19 protein-coding genes are annotated in these 16,779 nt (G+C 64.6%); 10 read left to right on the forward strand and 9 right to left on the reverse strand.

The genetic code is table 11. The annotated features are described in order from the left end of the window. Positions 1-37: 37 nt before the first annotated feature. The 4 genes from QF040_RS02370 to QF040_RS02385 form a co-directional block, all read right to left on the reverse strand. Positions 38-1,189: an acyl-CoA dehydrogenase family protein gene (locus tag QF040_RS02370; protein WP_429609666.1), complete on the reverse strand. Its 1,152-nt coding sequence runs from the start codon at positions 1,187-1,189 to the stop codon at positions 38-40. Between the two features lie 14 nt (positions 1,190-1,203). Further along, positions 1,204-2,907 carry an AMP-binding protein gene (locus QF040_RS02375; RefSeq protein WP_429609668.1) on the reverse strand — a complete coding sequence of 568 codons (1,704 nt, stop codon included), beginning with the start codon at positions 2,905-2,907 and terminating at the stop codon, positions 1,204-1,206. A 128-nt stretch (positions 2,908-3,035) separates the two neighbouring features. After that, entirely contained in the window at positions 3,036-4,061 is a 1,026-nt protein-coding gene (locus QF040_RS02380) for an AraC family transcriptional regulator (protein WP_429609670.1), read from the reverse strand. 16 nt (positions 4,062-4,077) lie between these two features. Continuing rightward, entirely contained in the window at positions 4,078-5,421 is a 1,344-nt protein-coding gene (locus QF040_RS02385; RefSeq protein ID WP_429609672.1) for an ABC transporter substrate-binding protein, read from the reverse strand. Between the two features lie 163 nt (positions 5,422-5,584). Here QF040_RS02385 and QF040_RS02390 point away from each other — a divergent pair, with 163 nt between their 5' ends. Continuing rightward, positions 5,585-6,289, forward strand: coding sequence for a Crp/Fnr family transcriptional regulator (locus QF040_RS02390; RefSeq protein WP_429609673.1), 705 nt, complete (start codon positions 5,585-5,587; stop codon positions 6,287-6,289). A gap of 158 nt (positions 6,290-6,447) precedes the next feature. Here the strand turns inward: QF040_RS02390 and QF040_RS02395 are convergent, their stop codons facing one another. After that, positions 6,448-6,819 carry a VOC family protein gene (locus QF040_RS02395; protein WP_429609674.1) on the reverse strand — a complete coding sequence of 124 codons (372 nt, stop codon included), beginning with the start codon at positions 6,817-6,819 and terminating at the stop codon, positions 6,448-6,450. Between the two features lie 221 nt (positions 6,820-7,040). On the opposite strand from QF040_RS02395, the gene QF040_RS02400 reads away from it, so the two are divergent. Then, on the forward strand, positions 7,041-7,451 hold the full coding sequence (locus QF040_RS02400) for a cupin domain-containing protein (RefSeq protein ID WP_429609675.1): 411 nt from the start codon (positions 7,041-7,043) through the stop codon (positions 7,449-7,451). 53 nt (positions 7,452-7,504) lie between these two features. Next, the gene (locus QF040_RS02405; protein WP_429609676.1) at positions 7,505-8,278 is read left to right on the forward strand and encodes a tRNA-uridine aminocarboxypropyltransferase; all 774 of its coding nucleotides are present in this window, start codon (positions 7,505-7,507) and stop codon (positions 8,276-8,278) included. Here QF040_RS02405 and QF040_RS02410 read toward each other — a convergent pair. Together QF040_RS02410 and QF040_RS02415 are read right to left on the reverse strand one after the other, a co-directional pair. Continuing rightward, positions 8,256-8,966 (reverse strand): alpha/beta hydrolase, encoded by a 711-nt coding sequence (locus QF040_RS02410; protein ID WP_429609677.1) that lies wholly within the window; start codon positions 8,964-8,966, stop codon positions 8,256-8,258. The genes QF040_RS02405 and QF040_RS02410 overlap by 23 nt on opposite strands. Continuing rightward, positions 8,963-10,633 carry an AAA family ATPase gene (locus tag QF040_RS02415; RefSeq protein WP_429609678.1) on the reverse strand — a complete coding sequence of 557 codons (1,671 nt, stop codon included), beginning with the start codon at positions 10,631-10,633 and terminating at the stop codon, positions 8,963-8,965. Before QF040_RS02415 ends, QF040_RS02410 begins: the two co-directional genes overlap by 4 nt. A gap of 110 nt (positions 10,634-10,743) precedes the next feature. Between QF040_RS02415 and QF040_RS02420 the strand changes: the two genes are divergently transcribed. From QF040_RS02420 to QF040_RS02430, 3 genes are read left to right on the forward strand one after another with little or no spacing between them, the layout of a single operon-like run. Further along, positions 10,744-11,259 carry an N-acetyltransferase family protein gene (locus QF040_RS02420; RefSeq protein WP_429609679.1) on the forward strand — a complete coding sequence of 172 codons (516 nt, stop codon included), beginning with the start codon at positions 10,744-10,746 and terminating at the stop codon, positions 11,257-11,259. Positions 11,260-11,316: 57 nt separating this feature from the next. Continuing rightward, positions 11,317-11,493 (forward strand): hypothetical protein, encoded by a 177-nt coding sequence (locus tag QF040_RS02425; RefSeq protein WP_429609680.1) that lies wholly within the window; start codon positions 11,317-11,319, stop codon positions 11,491-11,493. Next, positions 11,453-11,908, forward strand: a complete 456-nt coding sequence (locus QF040_RS02430; RefSeq protein WP_429609681.1) for a GNAT family N-acetyltransferase — start codon at positions 11,453-11,455, stop codon at positions 11,906-11,908. Before QF040_RS02425 ends, QF040_RS02430 begins: the two co-directional genes overlap by 41 nt. 31 nt (positions 11,909-11,939) lie before the next feature. Here the strand turns inward: QF040_RS02430 and QF040_RS02435 are convergent, their stop codons facing one another. Further along, a complete protein-coding gene (locus tag QF040_RS02435) occupies positions 11,940-12,524 on the reverse strand; it encodes a class I SAM-dependent methyltransferase (RefSeq protein WP_429609682.1) in 585 nt (194 codons plus the stop codon). A 226-nt stretch (positions 12,525-12,750) separates the two neighbouring features. On the opposite strand from QF040_RS02435, the gene QF040_RS02440 reads away from it, so the two are divergent. The 4 genes from QF040_RS02440 (at position 12,751) to QF040_RS02455 (ending at position 15,798) form a co-directional block, all read left to right on the forward strand. Further along, entirely contained in the window at positions 12,751-14,022 is a 1,272-nt protein-coding gene (locus QF040_RS02440; protein ID WP_429609683.1) for an acyl-CoA thioesterase/bile acid-CoA:amino acid N-acyltransferase family protein, read from the forward strand. 65 nt (positions 14,023-14,087) lie between these two features. Beyond that, complete coding sequence (locus QF040_RS02445; RefSeq protein ID WP_429609684.1) at positions 14,088-14,678, forward strand: GNAT family N-acetyltransferase; 591 nt, start codon at positions 14,088-14,090, stop codon at positions 14,676-14,678. A 350-nt stretch (positions 14,679-15,028) separates the two neighbouring features. After that, the gene (locus QF040_RS02450; protein ID WP_429609685.1) at positions 15,029-15,346 is read left to right on the forward strand and encodes a hypothetical protein; all 318 of its coding nucleotides are present in this window, start codon (positions 15,029-15,031) and stop codon (positions 15,344-15,346) included. A gap of 242 nt (positions 15,347-15,588) precedes the next feature. Next, complete coding sequence (locus QF040_RS02455; RefSeq protein WP_429609686.1) at positions 15,589-15,798, forward strand: hypothetical protein; 210 nt, start codon at positions 15,589-15,591, stop codon at positions 15,796-15,798. Here the strand turns inward: QF040_RS02455 and QF040_RS02460 are convergent. Continuing rightward, entirely contained in the window at positions 15,788-16,768 is a 981-nt protein-coding gene (locus QF040_RS02460; RefSeq protein ID WP_429609687.1) for a Bug family tripartite tricarboxylate transporter substrate binding protein, read from the reverse strand. The genes QF040_RS02455 and QF040_RS02460 overlap by 11 nt on opposite strands. Positions 16,769-16,779 lie beyond the last annotated feature (11 nt).

A 16,779-nucleotide genomic window follows, 5' to 3' on the forward strand; every position in this document is an offset into this window, starting at 1 on the left:
TGGAATCCGGTTGGCTTCGGGGCGTGCGCCCATGGCGTCACGCGCCCAGTTTTCGCGCGATCAGGTCTTTCATGATTTCCGTCGTGCCGCCGTAGATGCGCTGGATGCGCGCATCGGCGTACAGGCGGGCAATCGGGTACTCGGCCATGTAGCCGTAGCCGCCGAACAGTTGCAGGCATTCGTCGACGACCTTGCCCTGTTGCTCGGTGCACCACCACTTGGCCATGTAGGCGGCCTCGTCGTCGAGCGTGCCGTCGAGCATGCGTTGCGTGCAGTCGTTGACGAAGCTGCGCACCACGTGCGCAATCGTGGCGCACTCCGCCAGCTTGAAGCGCGTGTTCTGGAAGTCGAACACCGTCTGGCCGAAGGCCTTGCGCTGCCGCGTGTACTCCACCGTCAGTTCGAGCGCGCGCTCGATCACCGCAGCGGCGGGCACGCACAGCAGCAGGCGCTCGAAGGGCAACTGGCTCATCAGTTGCGCGAAGCCGTCGCCTTCCTTCTCGCCCAGCAGCCGGTCGGCCGGCACGCGCATGCCGTCGAAGAACAGCTCGGCCGTGTCCGACGCGTGCTGCCCCAGCTTCTCCAGGCGCTGGCCGACACGAAAGCCTGGGAGGTTCTCCGTCTCCAGCACCATCAGCGACACACCGCGGCTGCCCGCATCGCCGGTGCGCACCGCCACCACCAAGAGGTTGGCGGTGAAGCCGTTGGTGATGAAGGTCTTGGCGCCGTCGATCACGTAGTCGTTGCCTTCGCGCCGGGCACGGGTGCGCAGCGCCTTCAGGTCCGAGCCGCAACCGGGTTCGGTGAGCGCGATGCCGGCCAGCAGCTCACCGCTCGCGAGCCTGGGCAGCCAGCGCCGCTTCTGCGCCTCGGTGCCGTAGTCGAGGATGTAGTGCGCGGCAATCGAATGCACGGCCACGTTGGCCGGAAACTCCGCCCTGGCCAGCTCGTCCTGCACGACCAGTTGATGCGCCAGCGTGGCGCCGGCGCCTTCGTAGGCTTCGTCCAGTTCCGGCAGCAGGAAGCCCATCTGCCCGAACGGGCGCCAGACCTCGCGCGGAATGAAGCCCTGGCGGCGCCACTCGTCGAGGTGCGGCGACAGCTCGCCGGCGATGTAGCGGCGCACCTGGTCGCGGAACGCGTCGATCTCTTCGTCCATCCAGCGATGGCGATGCAGTCGGGGCAGCATGTTCTTCTTCGCTCCTATGCCGCGACCTGGTCGGCTTCCTGTTTCCTCAGGATGAACCGCTGGATCTTGCCGCTCGGCGTCTTGGGCAGCTCGGCGATGAACGCGATCTCGCGTGGATACGCGTGCGCGGCGAGCCGGCGCTTCACCAGTTGCTGCAGCTCGCCCGCAAGCGCCTCGCTCGCCTGCACCTTCGCGCGCAACACGACGAAGGCCTTCACGATCTCGGTGCGCTCGGGATCGGGCTTGCCGATGACGGCCACCTCCGCGACGGCCGGGTGCTCCATGAGCGCGCTCTCGACATCGAAGGGGCCGATGCGGTAGCCGGCCGACGTGATGATGTCGTCGCCGCGCCCGACGAAGCTGATGCTGCCGTCCTCGTTGAGTTCGACGGTGTCGCCGGTCAGGTAGTAGTCGCCGACGAAGGATTGCGCCGCCTGTTTCCAGTAGCCCGGAAAGTAATAGAGCGGCGAGCGGCTGCGGTCGATGGCCAGCGTGCCCGGAATGCCCGGCGCGAGTTCCTTGCCCTCGTCGTCGAGCACCGCGACGCGCACGCCCGGCAGCGCAAAGCCCGCACTGCCGGGATGCACCGCGTGCTTCAGGCCGTGGAAGTTGCACACCACCATGCCGATCTCCGTCTGGCCGTAGTGGTCGCCGATGGGGCAGTCCAGCGCTTCGCGGAACCAGCGCATCACCTCGGGGTTGAGCGGTTCGCCCGCGCTGCTGACCACGCGCAGCTTGCCGCGGATGCGTGCGGCCAGTTGCGGGTCGGCGGCCATCATGAGGCGGAAGGCCGTCGGCGCGCCGGCGAGGTTGGTGATGTCGTACTTCTCGATCAGCCGGTAGGCGGTCTCGGCGGAGAACGGGCCGTCGTAGAAGAGCGTCGTGTTGCCGCTGAGCAGCGGACCGATGGCGCCGAAGTAGAGCCCGTAGGCCCACCCCGGATCGGCGATGTTCCAGTAGGACTCGCCATCGCGCAGGTCCACGGCCAGGCGCATGTACATGTCGATCGCCATCAACGCGCGATGCGGAACGGCCACGCCCTTGGCGAGGCCGGTGGTGCCCGAGGTGAACAGCATCATGCAGGCGTCGTCGCCGCCGCGCATCACGGGCTCGAACGATGGCGCCTGCTGCGCCATCTCGAACAGGTAATCGATGTCGCCGAAGGGCACGCGCTCGTCCACGTCGCGCGCGATCGTGACGATGCCCGGCCACGTTGCGCTGTCGTCCAGCTTGTGGCGGTTGGCCGTGTCGGTGACGATCAGCACCGCCTCGGAAGCCGTGACGCGGTGCTCGATGGCCTTGGGTCCGAAGGCCGTGAAGAGCGGCTGGTACACCGCGCCCGCGCGCCAGGTGCCGAGGATCACCGCGAGCAGTTCGGGAATCCGCGGCAGCAGGCCCGCGACCCGGTCGCCGGGCTTGACGCCACGGCTCGCGAGCAGGTTGGCGAAACGCGCCGCGTTGGCCTGCAACTCCTCGTAGCCGAGTTGCGATGTGTTGCCGTCCTTGTCTTCCCAGCGCAGCGCGACGCGGCCCGGCGCGACGTGCCGGTCGCAGGCCTCGACGCAGGCGTTGATGCCGTGCTCGAAGCTGCCGGCGAACAATGCCTTGATGTTCGCGAGGTCGAAGGCTTCGACGAAGGACGCGTAGTCCGGAACAGTGGGGGGCGAAGAAGGGTGGGGCGATGGCACGGTGCTTCCTTTGTCTCTAGTGGCGTTCATGCGGCCTTCATCCGGTGCTGGGGAGGCCGCTTTGGCCGCACTCTATGCCGCAGGTTTCGATCGCGCATTGCGCGTTCCCGCCAATGTGATTGGCGGGATTTGCCATGTCGGCGTGTGCGGCGACCCCGCTATTCGGGCAGCGTGGACCTGTAGGCGCCGGGGCTCGCGCCGGTCCACTTGCGAAAGGCGCGATGGAACGCGCTGGGCTCGGCGAAGCCGACCCGGGCCGCGACCTCGCTGACGGGGAGGCCCGAGTCGCTCAGCAGGCCGATCGACAGATCTCGCCGCAGCGTGTCCTTGATGGCCTGGAAGGGTTCGCCTTCCTGCGCGAGCCGCCGGATCAGCGTGCGTTCCGCGAGCCGGAGCTTGCGCGCCATGTCTGGCAAATCCGGCCACGCCGATACGTCGAGGTCTCGCAGCACCTTGCGCACCCGCGCCGCGGCGCTGTCCTGGTCGCGGTACTTGACGAGAAAGTTCGTCGGCGCGCCGCGCAGAAAGCGCCGCAGCGTCTCGGCGTTCTGCACCACCGGCAGCTCGAGAAAACTTTCGTCGAACACGAGGGCGGTGCGCTCGGCGCCGAAGCAGATCTCCTGGCCGAACAGCAGTCGGTATTCCTCGGGGCTGTCGGGCGCCTCGGGCGAGAACTCGGCGCGCAGGATCGGAATGCGCCGGCCGACCAGCCAACAGGCCACGCCGAAGAAGATCACGAGGATCGTGCCGTGCGCGAACAACCGCTGCGAGCCGGGCCGCTCGTTCAAACGGAATGCGGCCTCGCCGTGCGGCAGCCGTTCGATGGAAGGCTGCATGTCGTCCATCACGCAACCGTAGAACCGCATGATCCGGCGCAGCGCCTGCCCCAGGTTCTTCGCGCCCATCGCGCAGCGGCATGCGAGCGTGAAGCTTCCGTAGCGCACCGGATGCGAGTCCATGCCGAAGAATTCGTCGCCCGTTCTTTCGGCCACCAGGTGCCACATGCGGCCATAACTTTCGGGGGACACCCGCGCCTGGTCCTGGTGAAGCAGCCCGGCCGGAATGCCGGCCGCGCCGAGGATGGCGCTGATGTCGACGCCGCGCCGCATCGCCTCGTGCAACGCCTCGCGCACGAAGCACATCGCGATGGTGTCGCCGCCCCGCGTGCGCTCCGGCGCTTTCATGGCACGGCGACCCGGATCACGATTGGCAATCCGCCGTTTCACGGCGCGTCATCTTCTTGTCCGACAGGTACTTGTCGGCATTCGCCTTGACCAGCGGCTTGATGATCTGTTCGTCCGCCTGCACGAACTCGGAGGCGGGATTCCACTTGCCACCGTCCCACGTCTGAACGCGTGCCCACGCCGAGCCCATGTGATCGGCGCAACTGGTGGCAAGGGGACGCATCACGTCGGCCAGCCCCAGGGCTTCCAGGCGCTTCGAATCCAGAGCCAGGTTTTCCAGCCCCCAGCGCACCTGCTCGCTGGTCATGACCTTGCCCTTGCCGAAGCGTTCCTGTGCGCGGCGCACGCCTTCGACGGCCAGCATCTGCATCAGCATGCCGCGCACGTAGAGCACGGAGCCGACCTCGTCCCTCGGGCCGCTGCCGTTGCCCTTGTCGTGCACCTTCTGGAGGATGTCCTGCATGACCTTCAGCTGCTGGCCCGAGGCATGCAGCGTGAGGGCGTTGTAGCCCTTCGCGCCCTGTCCCACGTCCTTGACGTCGGGCTCGGCGCCCGACCACCACACGCCGTACATCTTCTCGCGCGGATAGCCCGTGGCCACGGCCTCCTTGAGCGCGGCCGAATTCATCACGCCCCAACCCCACAGGATCACGTAGTCGGGCCGCTGCTGGCGCACCTGAAGCCATGCGGATTTCTGCTCGATGCCCGGCGCGGTGACCGGGATCAGCGACAGCTCGAAGCCGTGCATCTTCGAGCGCTCCTGCAGGAGCGGAATCGGCTCCTTGCCGAACGGCGAGTCGTGATAGACGAGCGCGATCTTCTTGCCCTTGAGCTTGTCCATGCCGCCTTCCTTCTTGCCCAGGCCCTGCACGATGATGTCGGCCGCGGTCCAGTAACTGCCCATCAGCGGAAAGTTCCATTTGAAGGCTTGACCGTCCTGCGAGATCGACAGGCCGTAGCCCGGTGTGATGAGCGGCATCTTGTCGGCAGGGACCTTGTCGGTCAAGGCGAAGGTGACGCCCGTGGTCTGCGGCTCGAAGAGCGCCACGCCGGGGCGGCCCTTCAGGCGTTCATAGCATTCCACGCCCTTGTCGGTCGCGTAGCCGGTTTCGCATTCCTCGTAAGTCAGCTTGACGCCGTTGACGCCGCCGTCGCGGGCATTGACGAGCTTGATGTAGTCCTGCTTGCCGTTGGCCAGCGGCGTGCCGTTGGGTGCATAGGGGCCGGTGCGGTACACCAGCAGCGGAAAGAACTGCTCCCTGGCCTCCCTGGCTTGTGCACTGGCGGGCGTCGACACGAGGGCGGTGCCGAAGGCACCGGCGAGCAAAGCGGCTGTCAGCGCGAGCGATTTCAGATTCATGGCTGTCTCCTTGTGAAGTAACTTGATATCGGGCTCCGAAATCTCGACGGCATGAAGTGCCTGCGCATCGAAATTCGGGCCGATGGTAGAAACCGCTTTGACCGGCGCTTGTATTGCCGATAACAATCCAAGGGAGTTCCCTATCCGTACTTCCCCATCTCTCATGAGCACCGGAAAAAGCCTTCCCGCAAGGCGGCGTCCCGCCACATCGGCGGAACTGGAAGGCATCCCGTGGCTCCCCTCGCTCTCGGCGGAGGAGCGCGAGCGCGCGGTGGCCGAACTCGTGGTGGGAGAGGTTCTTCCCGGCGAGCACGTGTGCCGCCTCGGCCGTCCGGCGACCTATTGGTTCGGTGTGTTGCATGGCCTGCTCAAGATGAGCAGCAACAACAAGGCGGGCCAGACCGTGACCTTCCTGGGCGTGCCGCCCGGTGGATGGTTCGGCGAAGGCACGATGATCAAAAGAGAGCCCTATCGCTACGACTCCCTGGCCTTGCGGCCCAGCCTCGTGGGCGCGCTTCCCGTCGACACCTTCCATTGGCTGCTCGATCACTCGATCGGCTTCAATCGCTTCGTGATGGGGCAGCTCAACGAGCGGCTGGGGCAGTTCATCGGCGCACTGGAAATCGACCGCATGACCGACATCGATGCCCGCGTGGCCCGAACGCTTTGGGCTCTTTTCAACCCCGTGCTGTATCCGGGCGTGGGCAACATGCTGCGCATCACGCAGCAGGAGATCGCTTCCATCGCGGGCCTCTCGCGTCCCAGGGTCAACACGGCGCTCGCCGCGTTGCAGAAGAAGGGCTTGATCCGCGTCGAGTACGGCGTGTTGAAGGTGCTTTCGCTCGATGGCCTTCGCTCGTCTGACTAGAGGCACTCTATGAGAAGACTGGTTCAAAGGCATCTGCCGAAAGTCGTTAACGCAGTCTGAAGCAGACGTTCTTCTCGACAGCCATGAAGGGGAAGGGCCGCTTCTGGCGGTAAGCCGGCCTCAGTCTCCAGAAGAATGGATGACTGAGGCCGCGCACACTACCCCCGGGGCTGCTCCACCAGTTGAAGCTCATTGCCTGCAGGATCGCGAAGCGTTGCAAGAACACCGCCCCATTGCTGCCGCTCCGGAAGCCCGCTGAAGTCGACGCCGAGCGACGAAAGTTCCTTGTACTTCGACTGGATGTCTTCCACGTCGAAAGACAGCCCGGTGAATCGTCCGACCAATACCCGGTCTTCTTCCGGCGCATCGTCCTCGACACGCTCGACCACCAGGCTCATCGGTCCGGCATCGAACACGCAGAAGCCCTGCTCGCGGCCATCGGCCTTCAGTTGCAGGCCAAGTACTTCTTCATAAAAGCGGGAGGCGCCGGCAAGGTCGCGGACAAAGATGCGTGCGGTGTGAAGTTGCATGGTCTCTCCTGGCAAGCGCATGGGGGATGGATGGGCCTGCATGCTAGGCGCGTACTGCGTCCGCAACAAGGGGCCGCGGCGTCGAGCACATCCAGGCATATCGTGAAATTTATTGTCGTGAAAGCATGTCCGGATACACACGCATACGGTGTGCGCGGAGAGCGGGGTACGCCGCCCGAAGAATCGCCTTCGTCATCCACTCCCCACACCGAAAGACTCTCATGACGAAGACGTTCAAGTTCCAAACAATGGCCGCGATGCTGCTGGTCGCCAGCAGCACCCTGGCGCCGCATTTCGCATTCGCGCAGCAGCCTCCTGGCATCGGGCGCACCCAATCGCTGAAGCACGACCTGGCCGATCCCGGCCGCGAAGCGATCCAGGTGCGCGTCGATTTCGCGCAGGGCGCTGCCTTCGGCTTTCACTCGCACCCCGGCGAAGAGATCGCCTATGTGCTCGAAGGCACGGTGCAATATCAGTTCGAGGGCCAGCCGCCGATCACGCTCAAGGTCGGCGACTCGCTGTTCATTCCGGCGGGCGCGGTCCACTCGGCGAAGAACGTCGGCAGCGGCAACGCGGCGGAACTCGCGACCTATCTGGTCGAAAAGGGGAAGCCGCTGGTCGTGAGCAAGTGAGCCCCGGCGGAGGCGCATCCGGTGCGGGCCGGCCTCGGGTCGACAATCGCCGCATGCCTCACGCCGTCTCTCTCCTTCGCGCCGCACGCCTTGCGCGCAGCGCCAAGCCCTTTCTGGCCCGCGGCGGCTTCAAGCGCGAGCGCTGCGCGGGCTGCCGGCTGCTGCCCAGCCACTGCATGTGCGCCTTGCGCCCGTCGGTGGCCACGCGTGCGGGCGTGTGCCTGCTCATGGCGGACATCGAGCCGCTCAAGCCGAGCAACACGGGTTGGCTGATCGCCGATGTGGTGCCCGACACCTTCGCCTTCGGCTGGGCGCGCACCGAGACCGATCCCGCGCTGCTGGCCTTGCTGGCCGACCCGCAGTGGCAACCCTACGTGGTGTTTCCCGGCCAATATGCGGCGCCCGAGCGCGTGGTGCACACCGTGCCGCCTTCGCTCGAATCGCTGGATGGTGCGACAGTGAAACGCCCGCTCTTCATCCTGCTGGACGGCACCTGGGGCGAGGCCCGCAAGATGTTCAGCAGAAGCCCGTACCTCGATGCGCTGCCGGTGCTGAGCCTGGAGCCCGAGCAGATATCGCAATACAAGCTGCGCCGCTCGGGGCGCGACGACCATTTCTGCACGAGCGAAGTGGCGGCCCTGTGCATGAGCCTGGTGGGCGAACACATCGCCGAGCAAACGCTGGAGGCCTATCTGGCCGTGTTCACGCACCACTACCTGCGTGCGAAGAACCAGCAGCCCATCGTGTGGGATGGCGATGCGCACCAGCGGCTGCGCGAGGTGCAACGCCAGGAGCAGGCGGGCGCTACGGTTCCTGCCGTCCCATGAAGAACTCGATCGCCCGCGCCACCACCCACGGCACGATGACGTGGTCGCCATCGAAGGGCTGAAGCGTCAGGTCGTGCCCGCTCTCCAGCAGCCGCCGTGCATGCGGATGGGCACTGGTCTCGATGGGCAACTGGCTGTCGGCGCGGCCGTGTGCCAGAAACACCCGCGGCTTTCCGGTCTGCGTGAAAGCGTTCATGAAGCCCGCCGACAAGCCGATCACATGGCTCGCCACATCGCCGTTGGTCACGCCGAGCGAGAGGGCGTAGCTGCCGCCGTCGGAGAAGCCCGCGAACGCGAGGCGTGTGGGGTCGATGCGAAAGTGCCCAGCAACCGTCGAGAGCGCGCCGTCGAGCCGCTCCAAATCGGGCCCGTGCCCGCCGACCACGATGTCCCACGTGGGGTACATCGATTGCGGCGCGAGCAGAAGAAACTTGCGCGCCCGCGCATGGGCCACGAGATGCGGCAGCACCCGGTTGGCCTCGCCGCCCGCGCCGTGGAATATCACCAGCAGCGGCAGCGGTGCATCGAGCGGCAACCCCTCGGGCACCACCAGCACGGCCTCGCGTCCTTCGGCGAACGAGAGGCCGTGGCGCCCCGGCGGCAGCGGGTCTGAAGCGGGCAGGGCGCCCGGCCGGAAGGCCAGGCGGCCGGTGAGCGCGCCGCCGAGCAGGCTGCCGGCATCGATCATTCGTCGTTCCTCGTCCGCGCGCCGGTTTGCGAAGCGCAGGCGATTCCGCGGAACACGGCGCATTGCGCGAACGCCTGCGTCGACAGCGGCAGTTCCTTCCGGCGGCAGTACTTGCTCGTGAGCTTGAGCAGCTCCTTGATGTCGCGCCCGCTCGCACCGGCGTAGTCGGCCACCAGCCGGTCGATCACCGCGCCCGGCAGTTCCACGCCCAGTTGCGCCGACAGCGTGGACCAGAGGCGCCGCGCGTCGTCGGGGCCCGGCGGCTGGTAGTCGATGACCGCGATGCAGCGCGACAAAATCGCCTCGTCGATGTCGCCGTCGCGGTTGGTGGTCATGAAGAGCAGGCCGCTGAAGTATTCGAGCGTGCGCAGAAACTCCGCCACGATCGCGTTGTGCTGCAGGTCGTTGTCGCGGCGGCGGATGTACACGTCGGCCTCGTCCAGCAGCAGCACGCAGTCCCACCGCGCGGCGCGCTGCAGGATCTTCGTGAGGCTGGCCTCGACCGAGTTGGCCGTCACGCCCAGCTGCCCCGAATGGACGCGGTACAGCGGCTTGCCGACCACCTCGGCGTAGACCTCGGCCGTGAGCGTCTTGCCCAGGCCCGGCGCGCCCTTGCACAGGATGGTGGTGCCGCCCGACTTGCCGGGCACCACGTCTTCCATGAGAAAGCTGCGGTCGGCCGTGAGGATGTCGATCAGGTCGCGGTGCGCCTGCGGCAGCACCAGCCGCTCGCGCAGTTGGGGCTGATATGTGTAGGCCTGCACATGCTGCGCATGGACCCAGACATTGCGATGCCAGTCGAGGTGAAACAGGTGCAGGTAGCAGTGCTGCGGGATGTGGTCGAAGCCGTGGGCGACGCCGCTCTCGCGCCAGTAGTGCGCGTCGGCGGCCAGGTCGAAGCGGCGCCGCAGCAGCTCTTCGTCGTTCACACAGCGCACCGTCGCGCCTTCGGGCAATCGGTGGCACGACATGCCGGCCCGCGGGCCTTCGCCGGCCGTCCAGACGCAGCCGTCGATGCTGAACTGGGCGCCGAACTGCGGCTGCAGCCGCGTGAAGCATGCGAGCTGCTTGTCGTACTCGCGCTTGAACTCGGCGCACTCCTTGTGAAAGCCGTGGTCGGCGAAGAGGCCGGCCAGCGTGCGGCCGGGCAGGTCTTCCGCGTAGAAGCTCAGGCCCCAGGTCATGCCCGAGAAGCGCAGCCGAGGCTCGGTGGGCGGCTCGCGGCCGGCCGCCTGCAGCGTGTTGGCCAGGAGGCCCACCAGCACATAGGCCTCGCCGTCCGTCGGCTTCACCAGGCGCACCGTGTGCACCAGCCAGGGAAGCAGCGCGCCGTCCTTGCCGCGCTGATAGAGCCAACCGTCGATGAGGTCGCGGCGCAGCCATTCGATCAGCGCTGGGACCATCAGCTCCAGGCTCGGAAGAGGCCGCGCGAACGGTTCGCCGTTGAGGTTGTCCAGCGCGAGCAGCTGGAACACCAGGTCGCGCGCACCGGCGGCCATGCCGAGTTGGAAGAGCAGGTTGAGCGAGTGGCCGTCGAAATGCTGGCTGGAGACGATGCGCACGCCGCTGCCGGCGCCATACCCACCCAACTGCAGACCAAGCGGCGACTGCGCGCCGACCTGACCCTGCAGTACAGCGGCCAGCATTTCCGGTATCTCGAGTTCCACGGTGTCTCCTCGTGTTGTCTTCGATGCTAGCCAGCGGGGAGGGGACGGCGCTTGACCTGGGTCAAGCTTGCGGGAAGATTGCGGGACCGAGCAGCCTTAAAGGACACCGTATGCGCGTTGAGATCGTTTCCGAAGCCCAGCACGAATCACTGATTGATTTGCTGTGCGAACTGCATGCGTACTACAACGAAGGCGCCGCCGTTTCCCGGGAGGTCGTGAGGGAGCATCTCCTTGGAAACCTCCTGGCGCCAGGGTCGACCCAGTGGTTGGTCGTGGCATCCGATGGCGACGGCGTGGTGATCGGCCTCGCCGCCATTTCATTGGTCTATTCGCTCGTCGACTTTTCTCCAGAAAAGCGCAGGCACTGCCAGTTGAAAGAACTCTATGTGAGGTCGACGAACAGAAGCGGCGGTGCTGGCAGGGCTCTCATGTCGTGGGTGGCGCGACATGCGATGGAAAACGGTTGCTACCGCATCGATTGGCCTGTCAAGGCATCCAACGCCAGGGGAATCTCCTTCTACGAGAGCCTTGGCGCGGAGAGAGTTGAGGAAAGGCTCGGCTACAGAGTCTGCGAACCTCGAATCGAGGGGCTTGCTCGTGGGGATGCGCTCCTTGGGCAGGCGTGAAACTGCCTCAGGTCGTTCAATGGAACTGTGTCGTCGATTCATCCATCAACTCAAGAAATGACCATCGAAGCCGACGTCAACATCGCTGAGATCCCTTACGAGCAGGCTTCGTTGACGGCGATTGCACGATCGGCAATTGCCGATCAATCGGAACCAAAGGCAAGGCCAGACATTAATTTTGGAGGAAACCCGGATGCCCATCTCCTCTTTGAAGGTTCGGCGGGCGGCGCCTGATGACGCCGCCCGCATCGACGCGCTGTACGGCCAATTGGTGGGTGATACGGCGCGCTGTGTGTTGCCTGAGCGAATACGGGAGCTGTCCGAAAGTCCGAGAGCGGCGCTTCTTGTCGCGGAGATGGATGGTCGGGTATGCGGGACGGTGCTTGTCTCGCTGTGCGAAGACGTGATGTTCAACCGGCAACCGTTTGCGATCGTCGAGAACATCGTTGTCGATGCCATCGTGCGAAATCAGGGAGTTGGTGCCGAGCTTCTGCGCGAGGCCGAAGCCTATTGCGTGGCAAACGATTGTTCAAAGATCATGCTGCTGAGTTCGATGGATCGAACGGATGCCCACCGGTTTTTTGAAAGATGCGGCTTTGACACTTCGAAGAAGAAAGGTCTCGTCAAATACCGTCGCTCATTTGCCTGAGATGGCCGACGCTGGGCTGCGGAAAGTCTTCTCAGGCTTGCGCCACCCAGCCCCTGAAAGCCATGCCGGCATAGAACAGCCGAACGTTCGTGAAGCCGGCCTCTCGAAGCAACTCCTCCTCTTGCCCCGGGCCAAGCAACGGCAGGGTCGAACCGATGGTGGATGCGGCCTTGCGCGCGTTCTCCGGTTCGACGCCCGAAGCGATGGCGAATGCTACATAGCGCGAGAGCCACAGCGCCCGCTCTTCCTCCGCCTGGGGAAAACTGAGGTGCGCCATGACGAACGGCGCACCGGGCTTCAGGCGGCGATGGATTTCCTTCAGCGTCGATCTTCTTTCTTCGACGGGCACGAAGTGCATCGTCAGGAGACACGTCGCGGCATCGAATGGACCGACGGGTGCCGTGTGGGTATAGCCAAGGTGCAACTGGGCACGCGCGGCAAGCGGGCCGAGCGCCGCCGCCGCCAGGTCGAGCATGGGTTGCGACGGATCGACGCCGACAAATTGCCATTGCGGATGCGCCCGTGCAAGCGCCGTCAATTCCATGCCGCCGCCGGCACCGATGACCAGCACGTGGGCCGATTCGGGCGCGCGCTCTGCGACGAGCAGGGCGGCCATCGTCTGCAGGTCGTGCAGGCCGGGAACGATGCGGGCGGTCTTTTCGGCGTAGTCGCGAAGGGCGGATGCGTCGCTGAAAGGGGTGTTGGGTTGGGGCATGGGAACAGTCTATTGAGTCGGGTAAGAAGACGCTTTGCTGGGGAATGGTGCGGCAGAATCCGGCAAAGAAAAGCCCTTCATCCACAGCAGAGAAATCAGACATCTGCACACCGGCACAACAATCCCAATGCCTTCCATCTCCTTCGGCCCACTCCCTGCTGAATGCCTGTTGGACGAAGCCTTGCACATCACAGTGCACGGATTGACCCCCGGGCAGCAGATAACACTGCGGGCGCTGAGCGCTGGTGCCGCAGGCACTGTGCTCGCCTCTCAAGCGAGCTTTCACGCAGCAACCACGGGCGATGTGGACCTGAGACGTGATGTCCCCGTGTCCGGTGACTACACGGGCGTAGACGCGATGGGATTGTTCTGGTCCCGCTCATCGCAACCAGCGTCCGCGGTGCCGGTTTCGAGTCAGTGCGCGGACGACCCCATGGCCGTCTTGCTTGTCATCGAGAGCGAATCGGCGGAGCCTGTCACGCATGCATTCCGAAGACGTTACTTCGACGAGTCCGTAGCAATGCGCAAGGTACGCGAGGCGGGAGTCGTGGGCAGTTTGTTCGAGCCGAAAGCACCGGGCCGCCATCCCGCGGTTCTGGTCGTGGGCGGGTCCGGCGGGGGCGTGCAATGGTCAGCGGAAATGGCCGCGCTGTTGGCGTCGCATGGCTACGTTGCGTTGGCCCTGGCTTACTTCGGCATCGAGGGACTGCCGCCCACGCTGGACCGGATTCCTCTGGAGTATTTCGACAATGCGCTTGGATGGCTGGCACGGCAGGAAAAGGTCGACCCCGATCGGATCGCCGTGAGTGGCGCGTCCAGAGGCGGGGAATTGGCGCTTCTGTTGGCGTCGACCTTTCCCTCCATCCGAGCCGTGGTGGCGTACGTCGCAAGCGGCATCGTCTGGCCCGCCTATCCTCCGAGCGGGCACTCGGCCTGGACGATGGATGGCAAGGACGTGCCGCATGCCGATGTCATGCCCCTCGAAGAGTGGAACCTCGCCGTTTCGCAAGGCCGCGTCGACCCCGACAGCTTTGATTGGTATTTCATTCCGCTTCGGGATGAGGCGGTCGTGGAAGCAACTTCCATCCGCGTGGAGAACATCAACGGACCCGTGCTGTTGATCAGCGCACAGGACGACAAGATCTGGCCCTCTGCGCCATTGAGCGAATTTGCAATGACTCGCTTCAAGCGGGAAGGGTTCAATCACCCTGTCGAACACTTGTCTTATCCCGACGCCGGCCACAGCCTGGGCTGGCCGAATGTCTCCACGATGTCGACACGATTCAAGCATCCTGTATCGGGTGAAGACCAAGACCTCGGCGGCTCGCCAGTCGGCACGGCCCGTGCGCGTGAGGATTCCTGGCGGAAGATGCTCGCGTTCTTGCGGAACAACTTGTAGATGCCACCGTGAATGACGGCAGAAGCCGTCGTGTCGATCAAACAAAAAATCGGGAGCAACCTGCCATGACGAACGCCAATACCGCAGACGCACCAGCCGAGACCTTCCCATCCCTGACAACCGCCCGCCTCACGTTGCGTGAGATCGTCCCGACCGACGCAGCCTCATTGCTCGCCATCCACGGTGACCGTGAGGCCATGCGCTGGTTCGGCAACGATCCGATCGCGAGCCTGGCGGAAGCCGAGAAGATGGTGCAGACCTTCGCGGGCTGGCGGCAACCACCGGTCCTGGGAACCAGATGGGCGATCGAACGCAACCAGGACCGCCGGCTCATCGGCACATGCGGCTTGTTCCGCTGGAACAGGAACTGGAAAAGCTGCACCGTAGGCTACGAACTCGCGCGCGACGCGTGGGGCAATGGCCTGATGACCGAGGCGCTAGTTGCTGCTCTGGCTTGGGGGTTCGAGTCGATGGCGTTGAATCGCATCGAAGCGCAGGTTCATCCGAAAAACGCCGCTTCGCTGAAGCTTCTGCGGCGACTGGGCTTCGTCGAAGAAGGACTCCAGCGGCAGGCCGGCTTCTGGTGGGGCGAGTATCACGACCTGGTGCAACTCTCGTTGCTGCGTCATGAGTATTCGAGCGGCGAACAGCCATAGAGCTGGAGATGAATGAATTAAGAACCTGATCAAATCTTTCATCTCTGTGCAATTGATCACGCCGGCAATTGCCGCGACAAAAAGCGGTTCTAGACTCTGCAACCTTGCTCGCCAAGCGCTATGAACCCAAAGATCCAGATCACACAAGCCGTCGGGCTGGCCCTCACCTTTCTCGGTGCACTTGCCGCTTTTCTTTTTTGGGCCGCCAATGGGCGAGCCCAAGAAAGAGCCAGTCACTCCGAGGCGCTGTGCAGCCTCTGCTGCATCGACGACACAGGGCAAGAAAAAGCCCGCACGAGGCGGGCACGGATCAATCGGGAAGAAGCGACTTAGGCAAGCTTCACGGGCCCGTGATCATCGCAATGATCCCCGTGTGGATGGTGAAGGTGACCGTCAACCAGGTAGTCGACGTGATCGCCATGCGGCACGGCTTCGTGGCCGCAATCGGGACCGTGAACATGCCCTGCCTCATGACCCGCGCAGCGATGGTTCGGCGTGCATTGGTCGGGGTTCGTGGCCGTGACTTCGAGGGTGTGCTCGTCAACGTGGCCGACGTGCATGTGGTGCAAGTGACCGTCATGCAGATAGTCGACATGGTCGCCGTGCGTGATGGCGGTGTGGCCGCAAGACGGGCCATGCTGATGAGAGTGTTCGCCGGAGTGTTGTGAGCAGATGGTCATTTGATTGGTCCCTGTTTGGATTTGGTGCGTTTGCAAAATTGCGCGCAAAGGGATTAAGAACCCTGGAGCCGCTTCAGAGTCAAGCAACTATTTCTACGATCAACAAGTTCGCCGTTTAGATAACTGCCCGATGCGCGTGATACGAAATGGCATACAGCGTGGCGACTCCGGTTTGTAAGCTGCGCACGCGATTGTTAACAACGCCCTTGTCAATTGCTTCCTTCGTTCCGATGAAAAACACATCCCACCTCTTCGATTTGTGCAACTGCGAACTCGAGTCGTTGCGCCGGGCCGCGCGCACGAGGGCGATCCAACGACCGATGTTCCGCAAAGGCGTGGCCAAACATTGGCGTGCGTTGCTGAGCCTGGCTGCTGCTTGCACCGTACTGGTGGCCAATCCGGCAGTCGCCAGCCGCAGCGCGCCGGACGTCAGAGCCTGATGCTCGCGCCCCTGACCGTCGAGCCAAGAATGCCCACTTGCGCCTTGACCAGCTCTTCGAAGCGATCGACCGGTCCAGGCTTTCCGACGATGCCCAGTTCGAGCAGCTTGCTCGACACCTGCGGCATGACCAGGATCTCGTTGCATGCGGCGTTGAGCCTGGCGACGATATCGGGCGGCAGGCCTGCCGGCGCGCTCAGGCCAAAGAAGTTCTCGAGCACCAGTTGTGGCTGACCCAGCTCGGCGACGGTCGGCGTTTCGGGGATGAGCGGCGACCGTGCGTTGCCCGTCACCGCCAGCGGAACCAACTGGCCGCTTCTGAAAAACGGCACATACGCGGTGACGACGTCGATGGCGACCGGAATCACATTCGCGATCAGGTCCGTCGTCATCGGTGCACCGCCGCGGTAGGGCACATGAACCATGGGAATGCCTGTCGTCTTGCGGATCAACTCGCCATGGATGTGGCCGACCGAGCCGGGGCCTCCGGAGCCGAAGTTCAGCAGCCCCTCCTTGCGCGCACGGGCATCGAGCTGCGCATAGCTTGCAATGCCCGCTGGCTTGCTGGCCATGATCACCAGCGGTGCCGAGCCCAGGTAGGCGATATGCGTGAAAGCCACAACGGGGTCGTAGGGTTGCTTTTCGAGTGCGAACGGCCCGAGCGCGATGGGCGTCGTGTTCGACAGCATGAGCGTGTAGCCGTCGGCCGGCGCGGCCGCGACCTGCGCGCCGCCGATGGTGCCGCCTGCGCCCGGCCTGTTGTCGACCACGAAGGCCTGGCCGAGCTTCTTGCCGAGTTGCTCGGCCATGACGCGGGCGAGGATGTCGCTCGAGCCACCGGCCGGAAAGGTGACGACGATACGAACCGGTTTATCGGGCCATTGGGCAAAGGCCGGCAGCGCGAGCGATGCGGCCCCGGCAGCCAGGGATTGGAGCGCGCGTCGGCGTGAGGGGGAAGCGATGGAAGACATGACCGGCCGAC

The sequence above is a fragment of the Variovorax sp. W2I14 genome (assembly GCF_050435205.1).
Lineage (GTDB): Bacteria > Pseudomonadota > Gammaproteobacteria > Burkholderiales > Burkholderiaceae_C > Variovorax > Variovorax paradoxus_C.